Genomic DNA, 19267 nt, shown 5'->3' on the forward strand with positions numbered 1-19267 from the left:
GCGCCAGCCTCTCCCCCGTGTTCGGCGCCCCCTGGGCATCAGGCGCAGACAGGCCCCAGATCCTGTACCTCGGCAGGACGGTCGGCTGATGTGCTCGCCCCGCACCGGTGTGCTGACCCCTGAGAGCAGCAGGCGCTGACTCAGGGCGAGCAGGCAGGCAACCGCGGCTTCGACTCCGAGCCGAGCCAGGCAATGCATGCAGCCACAGCATCGACTCGTCCCCGTGTCCCCACCCACTGAGCGCCGCTCACCGACAGCTCGACGCCCCGACCGGGGATGTCATCACGGTGATATGTGGGCGGAGCTATTACGCCGTAATAGCTCCGGGTGGGCCAGCGGAACGAAACTCCGGGTGGAGGACCCGGCTCACGGAGTCCGGCGGACTCTGGTTCGATGCGTGCCCGCTTGGTGACAGTCATGGTCGGCTGACCCGTTCCGCGAACCAATCCCTTCACAGCACCAGGCGTTCCTGCAGAAGTCCACTCCCCGGCAGCGAGGTCGGCAACGCTATTACGGCGTAATAGCTCCGCGTCTGGCAAAGTGCCGTTTGCCCAGCGGTGGCTGAGCATAGGCCGGCTGCTGGAAGGCCTCGCCCCCTGGCTGTTCCCTGTAGCGCCTCACGCTGTTTCACATTCTGTGAATCGATGTCTGTGCGGCAAGATGCCGGCATGAGGAGACGTGCCCGGGGTTCGGATCACGCGACGAAGCCGCTGGTCAAGGCGCCCCTGCGGATCGGGGCATTGGATGCTGCGGCTGTGGTCGGAGAGCTGCGTCAGATGCATGAGGACGCGGAGGACTCGGATGTGGAGCGCATGCCTGGTGATGACGAGCTGTTCGGCGCGCTCTTGTACCTGGAGAAGCACGCTCATGCTCTGCGTCGGCAGTCGGCCGAGGCCCAGCAGGTAGCAGCGCTCAAGCGCGTCCAGTTGTGGGAGTACGTGCGGGAGCAGACCGAGCTTCATCAGGCACGTGCAGTGGAGGACGCTCGGGCTGCCGGTGTCCAGTGGATTGAGTTGGCTCCGGCGCTGGCGGTGGCCGCACCCAGCGCTGCCTACAACAAGGCGAAGCGGCTGAAGGCCGCCGAGTTGATCGACGAGACTCCCCGAGCTGCCCCTGTGCGCCGGACTCCCGAGGCTGTTCTCAAGGCTCAGCGCCGGCTGGCCCGCGAGCAGGCTGCTGAGCGCCGAGCGCAGGAAGAAGCACAGCGGCGTCATGAACTCCTGGTGCCCGTCGCCACTCGATTGTTGGCAGAACGTGAGGCGCTGCTGCGGGACGACGACGTCGACTACTGGCTGGAGGAGATCGAGGTCGTCCTTCCGCACTGCCGGACACCGCTGCAGATGGTGAGCCTCAAGCGCTATCTCGATGCCGCCCTGCGTGCGCTGGGCAAGCTGGAGCGGCAGACCGCCCGTTCAGTCGCACTGACGGAAGACGCTCGGCTGGCGTTGTCCGCCGCTCTTGAGCTCCAGGGACACAGCGGCGATGTGAGGCTCTGAGCGGTCGCCCCCAGCCCAACCGCGGGCCCTGCCTATTACGGCGTAATAGGCAGGGCAAGAAGAAGGTCGGTAGGACGCCAGGGTCCACGTCCGCTAAAAGCTTGGGGATGGCCAGTTCCCCGGTGCCGGCCCGGGTGTCCCCGCTCGCGCCGACGACAGCCGTTGCGGTGATTGACTCTCTCGTCGCTGACTGCCCGGATTCGGCATTGCAGAGGGCGTCGGCCTCCGCGGACATGAGCGCGTCGGCGAAACGTGCGCGCCGCAGACCGGGACGTGCCGCAGCGAGGTTCTCCTCCGCAAGGACGTGCAAGGGCAGGCTGTCTGGTGCGGTCATCGTGCTGATCTCCTTCGAGCCTTCGACAACTCGAAGACCAGCCGGTGGCCGTACTTCTCTTCGGACGCTCACTCCGACGCCGGGGCGAACGCCCGGATCAGGTGGGAGCCCGTACACCACTCCTCAGGACGCAACCGGACGCCAGTCCATCTCAACAGTGAGCCGCTCCTCGGGGTCACGGCCGCCCTCCGCCTCGCTCCTATTACGCCGTAATAGGAGCCCCAGGTCTCTTCTTCATCACCAAGTCGTACTAGCTAACGTGTCGATGCAGCAGATGATCTACGACGTTAGTAAGGTAGCGCCATGAGTACGCCAGCCACCTCAAGCGACCGAGCCAAGGTCGTCTCCAAACTGCCGGGATGGCTCCGGCAGAACCTCAAGGTCAGAACTGCCCAACTCGGCGTCGAGATTCAGACCGCGGTCGAGCAGGGCATCGCCGTCTGGTGCGACCTCGCCTCGGCCACCGCCACGGTCGACACCGCCGGAGCCGAGTCCTTCTCCACCTTCCTTCCCCCGGGGCAGTGGGAGGAGTTCCGCCGTATCGCGGAGGACCGGCGCGTCTCGCTGATTCAGGGGCTCGCCCAGTCCGTTCAGCTCTGGCTCGACACCAACCCCGCTCCGGATGTCCAGCGTCCGGACATCACCCGCCGCATCGTCGTCTGCAACCAGAAGGGCGGCGTGGGCAAGACCGCCATTACGGCAGGAGTAGGGGAAGCCCTCTCCGAGGACCCCAACCGGCTGTTTCCCGTGCGCGTCGCCAAGGCACTCGCCACCGCACTGCGGGCTGGTGACGCCGATGGAGACTCGGTGGCCGCGGACACCGATCCGCTCGACATAGAGAAGGTTCCCGGACACGGTCTCCGCGTCCTTCTCGTCGACTTCGATCCGCAGTGCCACCTGACGAACCAGCTGGGCGCGTCGCCGGTGGCGATGAACGGTGACAGCCTCACCAACCACATGGCCGGCGACCCCAAGGGCGACCTGCGGGATCTGATCGTCTCCATCGACGAAGAGAACTTCGGAGGCCGACTGCATCTGCTGCCCGCGTGCCACGACGCGTTCCTCCTCGACGTACGGCTCTCCGCGGTGCGTGCGCGTGAGGCCGCGCTGGAGCGTGCGTTGCTGCCGCTGGAGGCCGATTACGACGTCATCATCGTGGACTGCCCGCCCAGCCTCGGCCTCAGCATGGACGCCGCCGCCTACTACGGGCGGCGGCGCGACGCCGAAGGACCGGGCCAGTCCGGGGCACTCATCGTCGTCCAGGCCGAGGACAGCTCGGCCGATGCCTATGACCTGCTGACGAACCAGATAGAGGATCTCCGTAACGACCTCGCCCTCGACATCGACTACTTGGGCATCGTGGTCAACCTCTACGACGGACGGCGCGGATACATCGCGACCTCGTCGCTGCAGGGCTGGATCGACATAAAGGATCCGAAGGTCGTCGGTCTCATCAACGACCTCAAGGAGCAGAAGGAAGCCGTGCGTATGAAGCAGCCCCTGCTGAGTTACGCACCCGCCTCGCAGCAGGCCGTCGCGATGCGCGCACTGGCCCGGGAGATCTCATGAGCAAGGCCGACCAACTGGGTGCCGGACGCTTCGGGGGAGCGGCCCGGCCCGTCAGCGCCCGGCGCGCCGCCATCGGTGCCGCCACCGGTGTGCCGACCGACGGAGTGGCCCCTCCGACCCGACTCCCGGTCATGCGGATCAGCCCCAATCCCGAGAACCCCCGCACCAGTCTGGGGGATCTCACCGAACTCGCGGGCAGCCTCAAGGAGCACGGTCAGAAGCAGGCCATCACGGTCATGAACCGTGACGCCTACATCAAGGCCAACCCTGCCCGCGCGGGCGACCTCGAAGCCGACACCACCCATGTCGTCGTGGACGGAAGCAGCCGACTGGAGGCCGCCCGCGAGGCCGGGCTCACGCACCTGAACGTCATGGTCGACGACGAGCAGGGGAGTGACGGCGACTCCATCCTTGAGTCCGCGCTGATCGCGAACATCCATCGCAATGACCTCGATCCGTTGGACGAGGCACGGGCTCTGCAGCGTCTGCTCGCCATCTACGGGTCACAGGTCAAGCTGGCCAAGCGGTTGAGGAAGTCGCAGGGGTGGGTCTCTCAACGCCTGGCTCTGCTCAACCTGAGTCCCGAGCTTCAGGCGGCGGTGGGGGAGGAGCCCGTCGAGCTGCTGCGTTCCGTGGCCAAGGAGCCGCAGGATCGCCAGGAGGCCGTGCTCCAGCAGCTGAAGGCGGAGCGGGCACGCAAGGAGTCGGAGCGGAAGGCGTCTGTTCCGGTCACGCCTCCTGAGCCGATCACGACGGAGATTCCGGTCCCCGTTCAGGCCGTTGACGTTCCGGCGACCACCGAGGAAGCCACCGAGCCTGGGGCCGACGGTGCAGAGGCTGCCGTCGACGTGTCGATCCCTGAGCCCTCCACGGCCACGGCCGTTCCGTCGACCCGTGTCAACAACCGTGACTCCGGCGGTGGTCCGACCCATGGCAGCAGTGGTGGCCCGGCAAGGGAGGCCACTGCGACGGCGGTTGAAGCTCCGTACCGGAACGGGGATTCGGTCGAGCGAGGGGAGACCGTACCTGACCCTCGGGTGGCCGGCCGTGCGGTCGGCAACTCGGATTCCGCGACGGTGGATGCGGATGTCGCCCGTCGACTCCCTTACGACGATGGAGCGTTCATCGCGATGCACCTCATCCAGAAGATGAGCGACCCCGAGTTCGACAGGATGCTGGGCATCCTGAACAAGCACCAGAGCAAGCGAGTTGGTTCTCGCGCCAGCACATCCTGATCTCCGATGTCCCGCTGTGGCCGGCATGAGCGTCGTCTCGTGCCGGCCACAGGGGTGTCTGGCTATTACGGCGTAATAGGTGCGGAGGGGAGGGGTGTCGGTCGGCCGCCTGGAGTAAACCTGGTGAACTACTCCAAGTGGTGGAAATCCACCTCACATTCGAACTGTTCGATTCTTCTCTCAAAACGATTCTCCTGCGGGACCTTCTTCTGAAGTCCAAGCCGTTTCCGCATCGGAGCGCCCTCTGCGCGGGCAGTTGTGGGTACCGGGGGAGCGCGGAGACCTTGGATCACAGCCAGCCGCGCCTGGCCGCCTGCCAGACGAGTTGCATAAGGGCGCCTGCTCCGGCGCGCGTCATGAGGCGGCGACAGCGGCACCACGGAACTCTTGTCACCTGCTTGACCGGTGACGCGTGTGGCTGTCATGATTCCATCACCACCTCAACCGGTGACACGAGAAGTGGTCCGGTTCAGCGGTGACAGAGAGCCTTTCGATCCAGATGGGGAGCACCAGCCATGGCAGTCAGCTACACCGCCGTTGTCGACGTTGACGGAGAGGGCCGGAACGGCGGTCGCGTCCGCTCCTCCGACGGTCTGCTGGAGACCGGCCTCGCCCTCCCCAAGGAGCTCGGCGGCCCCGGTACCGCGACCAACCCCGAGCAGCTCCTGGCCGCCGGCTGGGCCGCCTGCTTCCTCGGCGCCCTCCGCCGCGCCGCCAGCCAGCGCAAGATACGGCTGACCAGCACCGACATCACGGCCGAGATCACCCTCACGCACGGCGACGACGGGGAGTTCTCCCTCTCCGCGGTCCTCAACCCCGTCCTCGGCGGCGTCGACCAGGCCACCGCCCAGGAACTCGCCGACGCCGCGCACCAGATCTGCCCGTACTCCAAGGCCCTGCGCGGCAACATCCCGGTGACCATCAACGCCGTCGCCGCCGCCTGACCGGGCCTTCCCCTGACCGGGCCTTCCCCTGACCGGGCCTTCCCCTGACTGGCGGGTCCCGTGCCCCCTTCCCCCCGGCACGGGACCCGCCGCCCCGCCGACCGGACAGCGAGAGCAGGACATGTCTTCTCTGAGGAACTCAGCCGTACGGATCGCGTGGCAGCGTCGTCCGACGACCGCCGAACGGGTCTCGGACGAGCGGCCGTCTGCCAGGGAGACCGGCCCCGTGGAGGGCGGCCCGCTCACGGACACGCAGGTGTGGAACTGGACGGAGAGCGTGACGCTGTCCGGGTACGGCCCCGGGGCTTCGAGCTTCCTCTGACCCGTCTGACCCGTCTGATGCGTCTGATGCGTCTGATGCGTCGGTGTGGGACGACCGGCCCGGCAGCGTGGAGCATGCCCGGGCCGGTCACCTGGGGGAGAGGAAGGTCAGTGCTGTCGGCACAGACGTGCGAGGACGTCCTCGACGGCGGTGGCCATCACGCTCTCACCCGTGGCGTTGGGGTGCACGGGCGCGGCCGGTGTCTCCGGGGCGAAGGTCTCGATCCAGCGCTCACCGGCCGGCTTGCACAGGTCGTGCCCGACGGTCGGCGCATACGTGTTCACGTATGTCGCGCCGCCCTTGCGGGCCTCGCGGGCCAGCATCGCGTTGAGCTCCTTCTCCTTGTCGCGGAGCCAGGCGAAGTCGCCCGCGGCCAGCGGCACGGTCCTGCTGGTGCAGCCCACGCCGTCGTCGGGGAAGAGGTCGGGGTAGCCGACCACCAGGACTCGGGCGTGCGGCGCCCGCTGGTGGATGCCGCGCAGCACCTGGGCGACCTTCGGCCCGGTCAGGTCCACCGCCTCCGTGATCCGGTCCGTGCCGGTGGCCGTGAAGTGGCTCTGGCACGGGGTGCCCGCGGGATCACCCGAGGTGAGCTGGGCGCAGGTGCCCAGCACCGTCGAGAAGCCGATGTCGTTGCCGCCGATGGTGAGGGTGACCAGGTCCGTTCCCCGGGTGACGGCGTCGAGCTGCGGCGCGACACCGTCGGTCTGCGAGGCCGTCATGTCGGCGGTGGTGGCCCCCGAGCAGGTGACGTCGGTCAGCGCCGCGGACCGCGACTGCGCCACCAGCGACGGGTAGTTCCGGCTGGAGCGCAGGCAGGTCGCGTCGACCTGGGCGGGCACGAGCGGTGCCGAGGCGTACGAGTCGCCGAGAGCGACGTGGTCCACCGTGCGCCGGCTCTCGGTGGCCGTGCTCGCCGCGGCCGTTCCGGCCGGGACGAGGGCCGCCCCGACGGAGAGCAGCGCGACACCCACCGTGAGAGCGCGTCCGGCGCGGGAGGTGGGAAAGAGTTTCCTCAAGTTCTGTCCTTCCGTGATCGATCGACGGGGCTGCGCACCTCGCTGGGAACGCAGCACCCACCACTCACACGTATCTGAAAGCTTCCGGTGATCACGGTTTCCGTAACGAATCGATCAAACACAGTCATCGCGGGCCGGGACACACCGTCAGGTGACTGATCGCACACATATCTCCGGTCCGACACTGAACATGGAGTGGAACCGTCGAAAGCGAGACCACGACCATGGACATGAAGCTCGAAAGTGCGCGTACGACGTCATCGTGATCGGCGCGGGCCCGGTCGGCGAGAACGTCGCGGACCGCACCGCCGCGGCGGGCCTGAGCACTCTCGTCGTGGAGAAGTGAACCGGCCGGCGGGGAGTGCTCGTACGGGGCCTGCGAGCCCGGCAAGGCACTGCTGCATCCCGTCCTGACCCGCGCCGACGCCCCCCCCCACGTCCCCGGCCTCGATCCGGCCGTCAAGGGCCCGCTGGACGTCGAGGCCGTCCTGGCGCACCGCGACCGCGGCCACGCTGGTGGCCCGGCAGAACGGGCTGCTGCCCAGGCGAGGTGTGGCTGCGCCTGCTGGAGACCAGGAGGGGACGCATGACCACCGCTCACGATCTCGCGCTCATCGCCCCGGGCCTGCCGCCCGACCGGTCGGGCGGCAGGGAGACCTGCCCCCGGCGCTCGCGGGGGCCGAGGCGGTCGATGCGGGCCCACCCGGCCACCCGCCGGGGCGGTCACCTCTTCGGTCGCGGTCCGCGCCGGTCGCCTCGGTCGACTCGCCGACCCGGCGCGCCGCGGAGGAACGCAGACCCTCCGGCGAACCCGTGCCCGCCGCTCTGCCGGCCGCGGCGGGGATGGGGGAGGACCCTTCGGACCTCGGGACCTCTCTGTCGGACCTCGGGACCTCTCCGGGGGACGCGGTCACGACGGTGGTGGCCGCCGTCGGCGACGCGGTGGCGCGGCGAAGGCACTGCGGCTGCGGCGGGGCGTGGAACAGGCAGCGTTCGACAACGTGTGGCGGGCGTAGGACGCCACACGCAAGTGCACGCTTCGGGGTCCACGGAATCTCGGAATCTTCAGACACCTGTGAGCGCGGCGCCCAGGTCCGTGGCTCCCCTCACCCGTCCCGCGTGGCCGGCTGCGGTGCTCGCGGAACGCACCGCGGTCCGGCTGGACCACACCCCGCGGGACGAGCGGAGGTGTCAGGAGGAAACGGCCGGCGCGTCCTGCCGCACCAGGGTGTACATCACGGAGCGCTGCTGCTTGTGCCGGCGGATGCGTCCCTTGGCGACCAGTGACTCCAAGGTGTTGCGCACCACCTGCGGGGTGGGGTTGCGGTCCGGGTGCTTCGTCAGCAGCTCGTCGCGCAACTCCTTGGCCAGACGCGGCTCTTCGTAGGCGCCGAGCAGCTCCGCCAGGAGATCACCGAGCAAGGGCTGGCGCGACTTCCCCTTCGCGCCGGCCTTCGCCGAGGTGGTCTCCGGAGCCGACTTGACCGATGCCGTACGCCGCGACGAGCCCTTGGCGCGGGTCCGCTCGGTCTTCACGGCGACGGGCTCGTCCTGCAACTGCTCGGGCAGACGGGACGCGTCCGCGAAACCCTCGTACCGCTCGGCGAGGTTGATGATGTCCGCCAGGAGGGCCTCCTCCTGTTTCAACACCGTGATCGCCTTCTCCAGCTCCTGCTGTCGTCGGCGGTTCTCCTCCAAGTCCGACGCGGCCTGTTCTACGTACCGCGATCGGAGCGTGGCGGCTGACTGGCTGGTCACAACCGTTCACTCCCTCGATATGGATGACGTTGCGCATGGTACCCACGCCCGCGGTCCCGTGCTGATAAGTGTCGACGCCGGACGGTTCGTCCGGCATGTTCACTCTTCACGATAAGCGCTCATGTGCTCGCCCCCACAGGAAGTGCCGGTCTTTCCCCCGGCCCGCCGAGACCCGAGGACATGAGCCGTACGATGAGGCCACTGAACATACTGCCCGGTAAGTGTCTCGCGGAACCCACGAAACGGGATCCCCGCCGCGCGGCCGACAGCGCCCGGGCAGGTCCTCGTCACACTCACACGTGTGCCGGGTATGCTCCGATGCCGCGCCCGCGGCGGTGACAGCGGGCCGCCCCCACCTGGAGGACCTCTTGTTCAGCATCACCGTTCGGGACCACATGATGGTCGCCCACAGCTTCCGTGGCGAGGTCTTCGGCCCCGCTCAGCGGCTGCACGGGGCGACGTTCGTCGTGGACGCGACCTTCCGGCGCCCGGAGCTGGACGACGACAACATCGTCGTCGACATCGGCCTGGCCACCACCGAACTCAGCAAGGTAATAGCCGAGTTCAACTACCGCAACCTCGACGACGTGGAGCAGTTCCGGCAGATCAACACCTCCACGGAGTACCTGGCCAAGGTCGTGGCCGACCGTCTCGTCGAGGCGATCCACGCCGGAAGGCTCGGGGAGGGGGCCCGGGGCATCCGCCAGGTGGCCGTCACGCTGCACGAGTCGCACGTCGCGTGGGCCGGTTACGAGCGCAGCGTCTGACGGACGCCCCAGGGCCTTCCCTGGTGCCGCTCACCCGCGGGGCGACTCACATGCCACATGTGCTGGAATGCCGGCAAGGCGGCGCGACGCACATGACATACCCCTCACCTGAGGCGGACGTTTGGGCACTGTCAGCGGCGGGTATCTGCTCCCGGGATCTGAAAAATCCCTGGAGATCCTCGGAAATCCCTGGTGAGAAGGGGGGTCTCCGGAGGGGCCCGGTCGGTTCGGGTCCACATGTGTCGTCTGTGCGGTCGACTGCGCGCGAGCACGGCACTTCGGCGGCACAAGCGCGGCATTCTTCTGGCACCTGCCGCTGCCTACAGTGCGGACACGGGGGTTGCCCCCAGCCACCGGCCCCCAGCCCTTGGCTCCGGGTCCCCGGGGCGCCGCACGAAGAGATCCAGGACGGTTCAGCACACCATGGCCACGCCCCTCACGGACATGTCCCGATCCGATCTGCTCGGCACCATCATGAGGGAACACCGGGAAGGGCTCGTCTCGTACGCCGAGAAGATGCTGGGAGACCGCGGACTCGCCGAGGACATCGCCCAGGAGACCGTCATCCGGGCCTGGCGGAACATCGACCGGCTGCTCGAAATGGAGGGGTCGGTCCGCGGCTGGCTCTTCACCGTCGCCCGGCATCTGGTCATCGACTGGGTACGCAAGCCGCACGCGCGCAGGGAACTCGTCGGAGTGACCTACGGCGATCCCGCCTCGGGCTTCGACGGCACCGAGGCGGTGCACGACGCCCTGGTGGCCCGAGCGTTGCTGCGCAGACTCTCTCCCGAGCACCGTGCCGTCCTGGTCCACATATATCTCTGCGACCGCAGCATCCAGGAGACGGCCGGCATCCTCGGAGTCCCCGCCGGCACCGTCAAGAGCCGCCACCACAACGCCCTGCGCAAGCTGCGGGGTGTGTCGTACGGCGTCAGGTCGCGGTGACGGTACGGGGCTAGTAGGGCTTGGTCGCGGCGCCGGCGCTGTGCAGACCGTGCTCGACCATCCGGGACAGCGCCTCGGAGCGTGCGGCCGGTGGGTCGAGGAGCGCGCACAGTTCCCTGGCGTGGGCACGCGGCAGTTCGTGGCAGGTGTACCGGCCGGGGACCAGCTCGGTGAGCAGGTGATGGTGTGTCAGCTCGGCCAGGTCCTGCCTCGTCCGGCGCAGTTCGGTGCCGGCGAGGCTGGCCGCGGCCGGCATGCTGATGTCGCGCGAGGGGTGCAGGCTCAGCAGCCGGAACAGCCGTGCGGCACTGCTGCTCAGCGCCTCGTAGGAGCGGTGGAACGAGCTGCGGGTGCTGGTGCGGGTGTCGGGGCCGGAGAGGGCGTCGAGACAGTCGTCGGCGTCCTGGAGTCCGGCCGCGAACGAGGCCAGCGGGAAGTGCGGCTGCGCCAGGGCCTGGGCGGCGGCGACCGCCAGGGCCAGCGGGAGGCCGCCGCACAGCTCCACGATCTCGACGGCGGCCGCGTGCTCGGCCGTGACGCGGTCGCTGCCCAGCCGCCGGTCGAGCAGTTCGAGCCCCTCCTCACGGGTCATCGGGTCGAGGGTGATGTGCCGGGCGTTGTCCGTGACGGCCAGCCCCTCCAGCCGCCGCCGGCTCGTGACGATCGCGACACACCCTGACGTGGCGGGCAGCAGGGGGCGTACCTGTTCGCAGTCCTCCGCGTCGTCGAGGACCAGCAGCAGCCGGCGACCGCCCAGGGCGCTGCGGTAGGAGGCGGCGAGCGAGGCGGCGCCGGAGTGCGTACGGTCGCTCTCCACGCCCAGCGCGCGGAGCACGTCGGCGATGGCCTCGGCCGGGTCGAGCGGGGCGCGGACGGAGTGGTGGCCCTGGAGGTCAACGTAGATCTGCCCGTCGGGGAAGTGGTCGGCGACCAGGTGGCCCCAGTGCACGGCCAGCGTCGTCTTGCCCACGCCCGCCATGCCGCAGATCGTCGTGGTCAGGGTGGACGGTCCGCTCTCGCCCTGGAGCGGCAGCAGGCGCAGGCACTGGCTCAGGGCTTGCCGGCGGCCGACGAACGAGGCGCAGTCCGCGGGAAGCTGGGCCGGGGCACCGGCCGCCATGGGCGGGGAGGAAGGGCGTGCCGACTCCCGGGGGACGCGGTGCCGGAGCAGGTGCTGCTGGGCGGCGCGCAGCTCGGGGCCCGGTTCGACGCCGAGTTCGTCGGCGAGGGCCTCGCGGATGGTCTCGAACTGCCGGAGGGCTTCGGCCTGTCGGCCGGTGGCGGCCAGGGCGGCGATCACCCGGGAGTGCAGCGCCTCGTCGAAAGGGTGGCCCTCCAACGCCCGTCGCAGCACGGCGAGCACTTCCTCGGTCAGCGCGGGCGCGGCGGTCAGGACGGTGTCGGCCGCTTCCTTCGCCGTGGCCACGAACTCGTGGCCGACGGAGGTGAACACCGGATGCCGGGCCACCGTGGTGCCGGCGGCGACGACGGGACCGCGCCACAGGCGCAGCGCCTCGACGAAGTCCCGCGCGGCCCGGGCCGGGGTGCCGTCCTTGACGGCGAGCTGTGCCCGGGCGCGCAGATCCCGGAAGCGCAGCAGGTCCGAGGTGGAGGTGTCGACCAGGAGGCGGTAGCCGTCGGCGGCGCGGACGAGGTGTGCCGCGTGGGTGCGGCTGCGCAGCTGGGGTTCGAGGGTTCTGCGCAGCGCGCCGATGTGCCGGTGCACCACGTTGACGGCGCTGGCGGGGGGCTCGTCGTCCCACAGGATGTCGATCGCCTCGCTCAGGGTGAGCGGGCCGGGGGCGCGGAGCAGCAGCAGGGCGAGCAGGGCCAGGCGTTTCGGGGGTCCCGGGTCGATGTCGGTGTCTTCCCGGGTCGCTCGCACGGTACCGAGGACCGAGTAGCGCACTGTCGCGTCCATCTCGTGGCTGGCCTCGCCATTTCTCTCAGGTGCTGCCGGTCGCCCGTCCGGCCTGTCGTCACCGCGTCGGGCGGGGAGCCGAGGTGTCTCCTCCCGGGGGAGCTCGTTGCCGAGTCCGCGAAGTGTAGCCATGTCGCGTGACATGTTTGAGTGGCCGGGAGAGACATGTATCCGTCTCGGGTGGGGTGAGGAAGGTCTCGGAATGGTGGATCATCAGGTGTCGACATGTTCGGTCGGCCGCGGGTCGCAGGTGTCTTCGCGCGGAGGTGAGTCCCGGTGGTCTGCCGGAGGTGAGTCCCGGTGGTCTGCCGGAGGTGAACCCCCGGCGGTCCGTCCGCGTTCACTCCCATGACGGGATCTTGCGGGCCGGGCGATTGCCGCGGGAGGAGGAGCCCCATGTACGTCCTGGTCCCTGACGACCCGGTGTTCTTCGCGCGGTTCCAGAGTCTGGAGGAACCGCTGCTGCGGCGGCTGCACCGGCTCCACGTCGCGGGCCGGGAGTCCGATGACGAGCGGGTGATCTGCGACGCCTACGACAGCTGGGTGCAGATCCTGCTGCAGCTGCCGCTGTGGTGCCGCTGGCACGGCACGGACCCCTCCGCCGCCCCACGGACGGCCGAGCTCCCGCGGTACGTCCTGTACGACACCCGCGGCCACCGGCTCACGAGCCTCCACCCCGTCGAGCTGACCGCCGCCGACCTCGGGCATCTGACGGCGTGTCTCGACCTGTTCGTCGAGGCCGAGCGGGCCCGGCGGCCGGGGGCGGACCGGGACGACGGCCTCACCGACGGCCTCACCGACGTCTTCACCGACGTCTTCCGGCGTGTCATGGAGGTGCTGCTGCTGCCGCCCCCGGACGGCCTGCTGGGGACCCTGCGTGACGTCGCGTCCCGGGCGGCCGTCGTCGCGGTGACCCTGCCCGAGGAGCAGGAGACGGAGTACCGGCGCTTCTGCGAGGAGATCGTCACCATCCTCAGTTCCGGCGACACCTTCGCGTACCGGCAGCACCGGGCCATGTATCTCTGAGACACCTGAGGCCCGGTGCCGTACACCAGGCACGAGCCCTTGCGGCACCGGTGCGTATCACCTGTGAACCGGCCCCGGGGGGCCCGCCCCGCCTGTGAACCGGCCCCGGGGGGCCCGCCCCGCCTGTGAACCGGCCCCGAGGGGCCCGCCCGCGCCGGCGCCGTCACCCCGAGTGGGTCAGTGTGCCGCCGCGGCCGGCGCGGTCTTCTTGCGGGCCCGGTACGCGGCGGCCTTGATCTTGTTGCCGCAGGACTCCATGCCGCACCACTGGCGCCGCATGCCCCGGGAGCGGTCGATGTAGACGCGCGTGCACTCGGGGTTGCCGCACTCCTTCATCAGGGGCACGTCCTCGCCGCTGAGCAGCTCGACGGCGAGCCGGGCGACGGTCGCGAGCGCCTGCTCGGGCGTCGCCTCGGTGAGCCGTCCCGCCGGGGTGAGCTGGGGTGTCACGGGCGTCTTGCGCGCGGCGGCGTTGACCAGGCCGAGCGCCTCCGGGTCGAAGTCCGCACCGAGCCGGCGGTCGGTGACGAGCCGGTAGACGGCCTCGCGCACGGCGGTCGCCTCCCGTACGTCGTCCTCGTCGCCGGGGGTGATGGTGTCCACCAGCCCGGACTCCAGGTACCAGGCATTCAGCCGCTCCGGCGTCACGAACATCTCGAACCGGGTCGAGCGCCGGGCCCGGAGCGTGGCCGCGAAGTCGAGGGCCGGGTGGCCGCATACGAACACATGGTCAAGATTCACATCACCATTCTGACAGGTGACTCCTGTCGAACGCAAGAATCGTCACCGTTCAAGGCGGTGCACGCGCGGGGGCTCCCCTCCGTCCGGTCCCGGTGCCAGCCGCACCTCACGGCCCTGCCAGCGGCGGCGCAGCCAGCGGTCGTGGCTCGCCACGACGATCGCGCCCGGTCCGGACGCCAGCGCCGCCTCCAGCTCGTCGCACAGCGCGGGGGAGAGGTGGTTGGTCGGCTCGTCGAGCAGGAGCAGCTGGGGCGGACGGGCCACCAGCAGGGCCAGCGCCAGACGCCGCCGCTGGCCCACGGACAGCTGCCCGACGGGCCGGCCGAGCGCGGCGTCGGGCAGCAGACCGAGGGAACCCAGCGGCACCTTCCCGGCGCGTTCCGCTCCCAGTGCCAGCGCGTAGGTGTCCCGGACCGTGCGTTCGGGCCGGTCGAACACGCTGTCCTGGGTGAGCAGCCCCACCGTCAGCCTCCGCCGTCTGCGCACCTCGCCCTCGGCGGCGTGGCGTCCGGCGAGCACGGCGAGCAGGGTCGACTTGCCCGCCCCGTTGCCGCCCGTGACCAGCAGCCGGTCGGTGGGCGACACCTCCAGTGCGACCGGCGCGAGCCGCCCCGGCACATGGGCGTCGTGCAGCGACACCAGGGGCTGCGGACTCTCCCCGGCGTGTGCGGCGAGTTCCCCGCCGACGAAGCGCAGCAGCGGGGGCGGCTCGGCGACCCGGGTGCGCTCCAGCTCCTCCAGCCGCCGGCCGGCGTTGCGCACCCGACGGGAGATCTGGCTCTGCACCCGGCCCGCCCGGTGCCCGTAGCCCATCTTCTCGTTGTCGGTACGGCCCCGGTCGGGGGCGACCCGGCGCGCGGTCACCCCCGCCGCCTCCCGCAGACCGTCCATCTCCTGCTGTTCCTCGGCGTACCTGCGCTCCCAGCGCTCGCGTTCGGCGTGCTTCTCGGCCAGGTAGGCGCTGTAGCCGCCGCCGTAGCGGACCGGGCCGTCCACCGCCGGGTCGAGGTCGATCAGGTCGGTGCAGACGGCGTCGAGGAAGGCCCGGTCGTGGGCGGCGAGCACCACGGTTCCGGGCAGGGCGCGGACCTGCTCCTCCAGGAAGGCGGCGGCGCCGTCGTCGAGGTGGTTGGTCGGTTCGTCCAGCAGCAGCGCGGAGGGCCGTCGTACGAGCAGGGCGGCCAGGGCGAGCCGGCCGCGCTGGCCGCCGGAGAGGGAGCCGAGTGTGCGGTCGTGCCCGAAGGCGTCGAGGCCCAGTCCGTCGAGGACCAGCGCCGCACGGCGGTCGGCGTCCCAGGACTCCCGGTGCTGGGCCAGCTCCAGGCGCCGGCCGTAGGTGTCGAGGAGGTCCTGGTGGGCGGGGTGGTCCTCGGGCAGGCGGGCGAGTTCCTCGCCGAGCCGGTCCAGTGCGGCGAGGTCCTCCCGGGCCTCGCGCAGCGCCTCGTCCAGCACGTCGGCGAGGGTGGAGGCGGCGTCGTACGGCATCTCCTGGTGGAGGAAGCCCAGGTCGGCGGGGCGGGTGACGGTTCCCGCGTCGGGTTCGTCGACGCCCGCGAGGACGCGCAGCAGGGTGGACTTGCCGACGCCGTTCTCCCCGATGAGGCCGATGCGGCGGCCGGGGGAGGCGGTCAGGGAGACGCCGTCCAGGACGCGTCGGCCGCCGAGGGTGCGGACGAGGTCGTGGGCGAGGAGGGCGGGGGCGGGCTGGGGCACGGGGGAACCTTCCGACGTGATCGGTGGTCGGCCCGCGGGGCACATGGCCTCGGGCGCGGGCCGCTGCACATGTCGGCGGTTCACACCTCGGGGGCTCCCGTCTCCGTCAGGGTGCCGTCGGCCAGTCGCAGCCGGCGGGTCACCCCGATCTCGGCGAGGAAGCGTTCGTCGTGGCTGATCACGATGAAGGCGCCCTGGTAGGAGCCGAGCGCACTCTCCAGCTGGCCCGCGCCGACGAGGTCGAGGTTGTTGGTGGGCTCGTCGAGCAGCAGCAGGTGCGGGGCGGGTTCGGCGCACAGCACGCAGGCGAGGGTGGCGCGCAGCCGTTCGCCTCCGGAGAGCACCCCGACCGGGAGATGGGCTCGGGCGCCCCGGAAGAGGAAGCGGGCGAGGAGGTTCATCCGTTCGGCCTCGGGGCGTCCGGGGGCGAACGCGGCGAAGTTCTCGGCCACGGTGCGGTCGAGGTCCAGCAGGTCCAGGCGCTGGGAGAGGTAGGCGATCCGGCCGTCGTTGCGCCTGATCTCCCCGCTGTACGGGGTGAGTTCGCCGGTGATCAGCCGCATCAGGGTGGTCTTCCCCGAGCCGTTGGGGCCGGTCAGGGCGATGCGCTCGGGGCCGCGGACGCTCAGGTCGACGCCGCCGGGAGCGAACACGTCCCGGTCGCCGAGGCGCACCCGCAGGCCCTCGCCGAGGAAGAGGCCCCGTCCGGCGGGGACCTGGGTGTCGGGCAGTTCCAGGGTGAGGCGCTGCTCGTCGCGCAGGGCGCGGCCGGCCTCGTCGAGGCGGGCCCTGGCCTCGCTGACCCGGGAGGCGTGCAGGGTGCCGGAGCGGCCCGCGGCCTCCTGGGCGCCGCGCTTCATGGTGCCCGCGAAGATCTTGGGCAGACCGGCGTTCTTGAGGTTCTTGGCGGCGTTGCTCGCGCGGCGTTCGGCGCGTTCGCGGGCCTGCTGCATCTCCCGCTTCTCGCGCCTGAGCTCCTGCTCGGCGGTGCGGACGTTCTTCTCCGCGACCTCCCGCTCGGCGCGCACGGCTTCCTCGTACTCGGTGAAGCTGCCACCGTACAGGCGCAGTTCGTCGCTGCCGAGTTCGGCGACGCGGTCCACGCGGTCCAGCAGCGCGCGGTCGTGGCTGACCAGCAGCAGGGTGCCGCCGAAGTCGTCCAGCACGTCGTAGAGCTTGTGCCGGGCGGTCAGGTCGAGGTTGTTGGTGGGTTCGTCGAGGAGGAGGACGTCGGGGCGCCTGAGCAGGTGGGCGGCGAGGCCGAGGGAGACGACCTGGCCGCCGCTGAGGGTGCCCAGGCCGCGGTCCAGGGTGAGGTCGGCGAGGCCCAGACGGTCGAGCTGGGCGCGGGTGCGCTCCTCGATGTCCCAGTCGTCGCCGATGGTGGTGAAGTGCTCCTCGTCGACGTCGCCGGACTCCACGGCGTCGATGGCGCGGACGATCGCGGCGACGCCGAGCACCTCGGAGACGGTGAGGTCACCGGTCAGCGGGAGGCTCTGCGGGAGATGGCCGAGGGTGCCGCCGACGGACACCGAGCCGGTGGCGGGCTTCAGTTCACCGGCGATCAGTTTGAGCAGGGTGCTCTTGCCGGAGCCGTTGGGCGCGACCAGGCCGGTGCGGCCGCTGTGCACGGTGAAGGACAGGTCCTGGAAGACGGGGGTGTCGTCGGGCCAGGCGAAGGACAGGTTCGAGCAGACGACGGACGTGTCGGACATGGAGGGGCGACCTCGGGCGGATCGAGGGCAGACGGAGACCTCTGCCCTGACAGACGGGGGGAAAGGGGCACGACGGGACAGGCCACCTCGGCAGCGCTCCTGAGCGCCGGCCGGTGGCCGTCAGAACCGGGTCTCACCCGGAGATGTCGTCCTCACCCGCCACGGCTGTGACTCCTCGATACACGGTCGACGTCCGTTTCAGCGTAGCAGCCGAAGTCCCGCCGGTGCGGGGTGGCGCGTTCGGGCGTGGGTCACACGTGTGTGTTGGCGGCTGTGCGGCGTTGACGCGAGGGTCGAGCTCATGCCAGTATCGTCACCGGTTAAACCGGTGACGAAGTCGGCCGGTGACGTCTTCGTGGGGGCTCGCACGGCTCACACGTGTCCGAAGGAGCACGCCATGGCGGAAAAGCCGAAGCCGAGGACGGCAGGTGCGCCGGTCGGCCGCCGGGCGATGCTCGGCATGCTCGGCGCGGGCGCGGCGGGGCTGGCCGCCGCCCCGTATCTCCAGCGCGGCTGGGAGGGCTTTCTGGCCTCCGCCTCCCAGCTGGATCCCACGGGTCTGACAGGGCTGCTGCCCGACCCGGGCGGCTTCCGCTACTACAGCGTCGTCGGCTCGGTGCCGCGCAAGGACGCCACGGACTACGCGCTGCGGGTGGGCGGGCTGGTGGAGCGGCCGAGGACCTACACGCTCGACGAGTTGCGCGCGATGCCGCAGACCCGGGTCGTCCACGACGTGGTGTGCACCGACGGCTGGCGCGTGGAGAGGACACCCTTCGACGGGGTGCGGCTGGCCGACCTGCTCGACGACGCCGGGGTGCGCTCCCCGGGCGCCGCGATCCGGTTCACCTGCTTCGACGGCGCCTACAGCGAGAGCCTCACCCTGGAGTAGGCCCGCCGCTCGGACGTCCTGGTGGCCCTGAACATGCGGGACGAGCCCCTCACCCACGCCCACGGCGGCCCCGTCCGGCTCTACGTGGCGCCCATGTACTTCTACAAGTCGGCCAAGTGGCTGTCCGGCATCTCGGTCACCGACAAGGTCGTCCCCGGCTACTGGGAGGAGCGCGGTTATGCGGTCGACGGCTGGCTCGACGACGCCGACCGGCACAGTGACGCGGCCTGAACCCGCCGACCGGGTCCGCCGGTTCACCACCGCCGAGCGCTGGGTCCACCGGACCACCGGCTGTCTGATGCTGGTGTGCCTGGTCAGCGCCGCCTGTCTGTACCTCGGGCCGCTGGCCCAACTCGTCGGACGACGGCACCTGACGGTCACCCTCCACGAGTGGTCCGGCATCTCGCTGCCCCTGCCCTTCCTGCTCGGGCTGTTCTCGCCGGCCTTCCGCGCGGACCTGCGCCGGCTCAACCGCTTCGCGGCGTACGACCGGCAGTGGCTGCGCGCGGTCCGCAGCCGCCGTACCTCCCCCGAGGCGCGTCCGGCGGGCAAGTTCAACGCGGGTCAGAAGCTCTACGCCGGCTGGATCGCCGGTGCCGTGCTGGTGATGACGTTCACCGGCCTTCTGATGTGGCGCACGGGCCTGCTGCCCTTCATCTCCCGCACCAGCGCGATCTTCGTCCACGACCTGCTGGCCTGGGTGATCACCTTCGTCGTCCTCGGACACCTGCGCAAGGCCCTCGAGGACCCCGAGGCACGGCTCGGGATGCGCACCGGATACGTCAGCCGGAGCTGGGCGCGGCGCCACCATGCGCGGTGGCTGGGGGAGGAGCGCCCGGAAGCCGTGCCCGACCGGGCGACCGAGCCGTGACG

15 protein-coding genes and 3 pseudogenes are annotated in these 19267 nt (G+C 70.4%); 11 read left to right on the forward strand and 7 right to left on the reverse strand.

The window, feature by feature from the left end; genetic code table 11:
• Window positions 1-668 precede the first annotated feature (668 nt).
• Complete coding sequence (locus ACFYWQ_RS30270; RefSeq protein WP_389520700.1) at window positions 669-1496, forward strand: hypothetical protein; 828 nt, start codon at window positions 669-671, stop codon at window positions 1494-1496.
• Window positions 1497-1589: 93 nt separating this feature from the next.
• Here ACFYWQ_RS30270 and ACFYWQ_RS30275 read toward each other — a convergent pair.
• A pseudogene (locus tag ACFYWQ_RS30275) lies at window positions 1590-1830 on the reverse strand (transposase); the annotation flags it as partial.
• Window positions 1831-2133: 303 nt separating this feature from the next.
• Here ACFYWQ_RS30275 and ACFYWQ_RS30280 point away from each other — a divergent pair.
• From ACFYWQ_RS30280 to ACFYWQ_RS30295, 4 genes are all read left to right on the forward strand, one after another.
• Window positions 2134-3399: a ParA family protein gene (locus ACFYWQ_RS30280; protein WP_389520702.1), complete on the forward strand. Its 1266-nt coding sequence runs from the start codon at window positions 2134-2136 to the stop codon at window positions 3397-3399.
• Window positions 3396-4634, forward strand: coding sequence for a ParB/RepB/Spo0J family partition protein (locus tag ACFYWQ_RS30285; protein WP_389520703.1), 1239 nt, complete (start codon window positions 3396-3398; stop codon window positions 4632-4634). The genes ACFYWQ_RS30280 and ACFYWQ_RS30285 overlap by 4 nt, the downstream gene beginning before the upstream one ends.
• 515 nt (window positions 4635-5149) lie before the next feature.
• On the forward strand, window positions 5150-5578 hold the full coding sequence (locus tag ACFYWQ_RS30290) for an organic hydroperoxide resistance protein (RefSeq protein ID WP_389520704.1): 429 nt from the start codon (window positions 5150-5152) through the stop codon (window positions 5576-5578).
• Between the two features lie 121 nt (window positions 5579-5699).
• Complete coding sequence (locus ACFYWQ_RS30295) at window positions 5700-5900, forward strand: hypothetical protein (RefSeq protein WP_389520706.1); 201 nt, start codon at window positions 5700-5702, stop codon at window positions 5898-5900.
• A 107-nt stretch (window positions 5901-6007) separates the two neighbouring features.
• Here ACFYWQ_RS30295 and ACFYWQ_RS30300 read toward each other — a convergent pair whose 3' ends face one another.
• Window positions 6008-6919, reverse strand: coding sequence for an SGNH/GDSL hydrolase family protein (locus tag ACFYWQ_RS30300; RefSeq protein ID WP_389520708.1), 912 nt, complete (start codon window positions 6917-6919; stop codon window positions 6008-6010).
• Window positions 6920-7109: 190 nt separating this feature from the next.
• Here ACFYWQ_RS30300 and ACFYWQ_RS30305 point away from each other — a divergent pair.
• Window positions 7110-7422: pseudogene (locus ACFYWQ_RS30305) on the forward strand (FAD-dependent oxidoreductase); the annotation flags it as partial.
• A 688-nt stretch (window positions 7423-8110) separates the two neighbouring features.
• Here ACFYWQ_RS30305 and ACFYWQ_RS30310 read toward each other — a convergent pair.
• Window positions 8111-8677, reverse strand: coding sequence for a hypothetical protein (locus ACFYWQ_RS30310; protein WP_389520709.1), 567 nt, complete (start codon window positions 8675-8677; stop codon window positions 8111-8113).
• A 368-nt stretch (window positions 8678-9045) separates the two neighbouring features.
• Here ACFYWQ_RS30310 and ACFYWQ_RS30315 point away from each other — a divergent pair, with 368 nt between their 5' ends.
• Both ACFYWQ_RS30315 and ACFYWQ_RS30320 read left to right on the forward strand, forming a co-directional pair.
• Window positions 9046-9444, forward strand: coding sequence for a 6-pyruvoyl tetrahydropterin synthase family protein (locus ACFYWQ_RS30315; RefSeq protein WP_389520711.1), 399 nt, complete (start codon window positions 9046-9048; stop codon window positions 9442-9444).
• 444 nt (window positions 9445-9888) lie between these two features.
• A complete protein-coding gene (locus ACFYWQ_RS30320) occupies window positions 9889-10389 on the forward strand; it encodes a sigma-70 family RNA polymerase sigma factor (protein WP_389520713.1) in 501 nt (166 codons plus the stop codon).
• Between the two features lie 10 nt (window positions 10390-10399).
• Here the strand turns inward: ACFYWQ_RS30320 and ACFYWQ_RS30325 are convergent, their stop codons facing one another.
• Entirely contained in the window at window positions 10400-12310 is a 1911-nt protein-coding gene (locus tag ACFYWQ_RS30325) for a BTAD domain-containing putative transcriptional regulator (RefSeq protein WP_389520715.1), read from the reverse strand.
• Window positions 12311-12706: 396 nt separating this feature from the next.
• Between ACFYWQ_RS30325 and ACFYWQ_RS30330 the strand changes: the two genes are divergently transcribed.
• Window positions 12707-13336 carry a hypothetical protein gene (locus ACFYWQ_RS30330; protein WP_389520717.1) on the forward strand — a complete coding sequence of 210 codons (630 nt, stop codon included), beginning with the start codon at window positions 12707-12709 and terminating at the stop codon, window positions 13334-13336.
• A gap of 177 nt (window positions 13337-13513) precedes the next feature.
• Here ACFYWQ_RS30330 and ACFYWQ_RS30335 read toward each other — a convergent pair whose 3' ends face one another.
• From ACFYWQ_RS30335 to ACFYWQ_RS30345, 3 genes are read right to left on the reverse strand one after another with little or no spacing between them, the layout of a single operon-like run.
• On the reverse strand, window positions 13514-14077 hold the full coding sequence (locus ACFYWQ_RS30335; protein WP_389520719.1) for a CGNR zinc finger domain-containing protein: 564 nt from the start codon (window positions 14075-14077) through the stop codon (window positions 13514-13516).
• A gap of 42 nt (window positions 14078-14119) precedes the next feature.
• On the reverse strand, window positions 14120-15835 hold the full coding sequence (locus ACFYWQ_RS30340) for an ABC-F family ATP-binding cassette domain-containing protein (protein WP_389521086.1): 1716 nt from the start codon (window positions 15833-15835) through the stop codon (window positions 14120-14122).
• Between the two features lie 35 nt (window positions 15836-15870).
• Window positions 15871-17505, reverse strand: coding sequence for an ABC-F family ATP-binding cassette domain-containing protein (locus ACFYWQ_RS30345; RefSeq protein WP_389520721.1), 1635 nt, complete (start codon window positions 17503-17505; stop codon window positions 15871-15873).
• 451 nt (window positions 17506-17956) lie between these two features.
• Here ACFYWQ_RS30345 and ACFYWQ_RS30350 point away from each other — a divergent pair.
• Together ACFYWQ_RS30350 and ACFYWQ_RS30355 are read left to right on the forward strand one after the other, a co-directional pair.
• Window positions 17957-18625, forward strand: a pseudogene (locus ACFYWQ_RS30350) (molybdopterin-dependent oxidoreductase).
• A complete protein-coding gene (locus ACFYWQ_RS30355; protein ID WP_389520723.1) occupies window positions 18573-19265 on the forward strand; it encodes a cytochrome b/b6 domain-containing protein in 693 nt (230 codons plus the stop codon). The pseudogene ACFYWQ_RS30350 and the gene ACFYWQ_RS30355 overlap by 53 nt, the downstream one beginning before the upstream one ends.
• The last annotated feature ends 2 nt before the right edge of the window (window positions 19266-19267 follow it).

The sequence above is a fragment of the Streptomyces sp. NPDC003247 genome, from assembly GCF_042888135.1.
GTDB lineage: Bacteria > Actinomycetota > Actinomycetes > Streptomycetales > Streptomycetaceae > Streptomyces.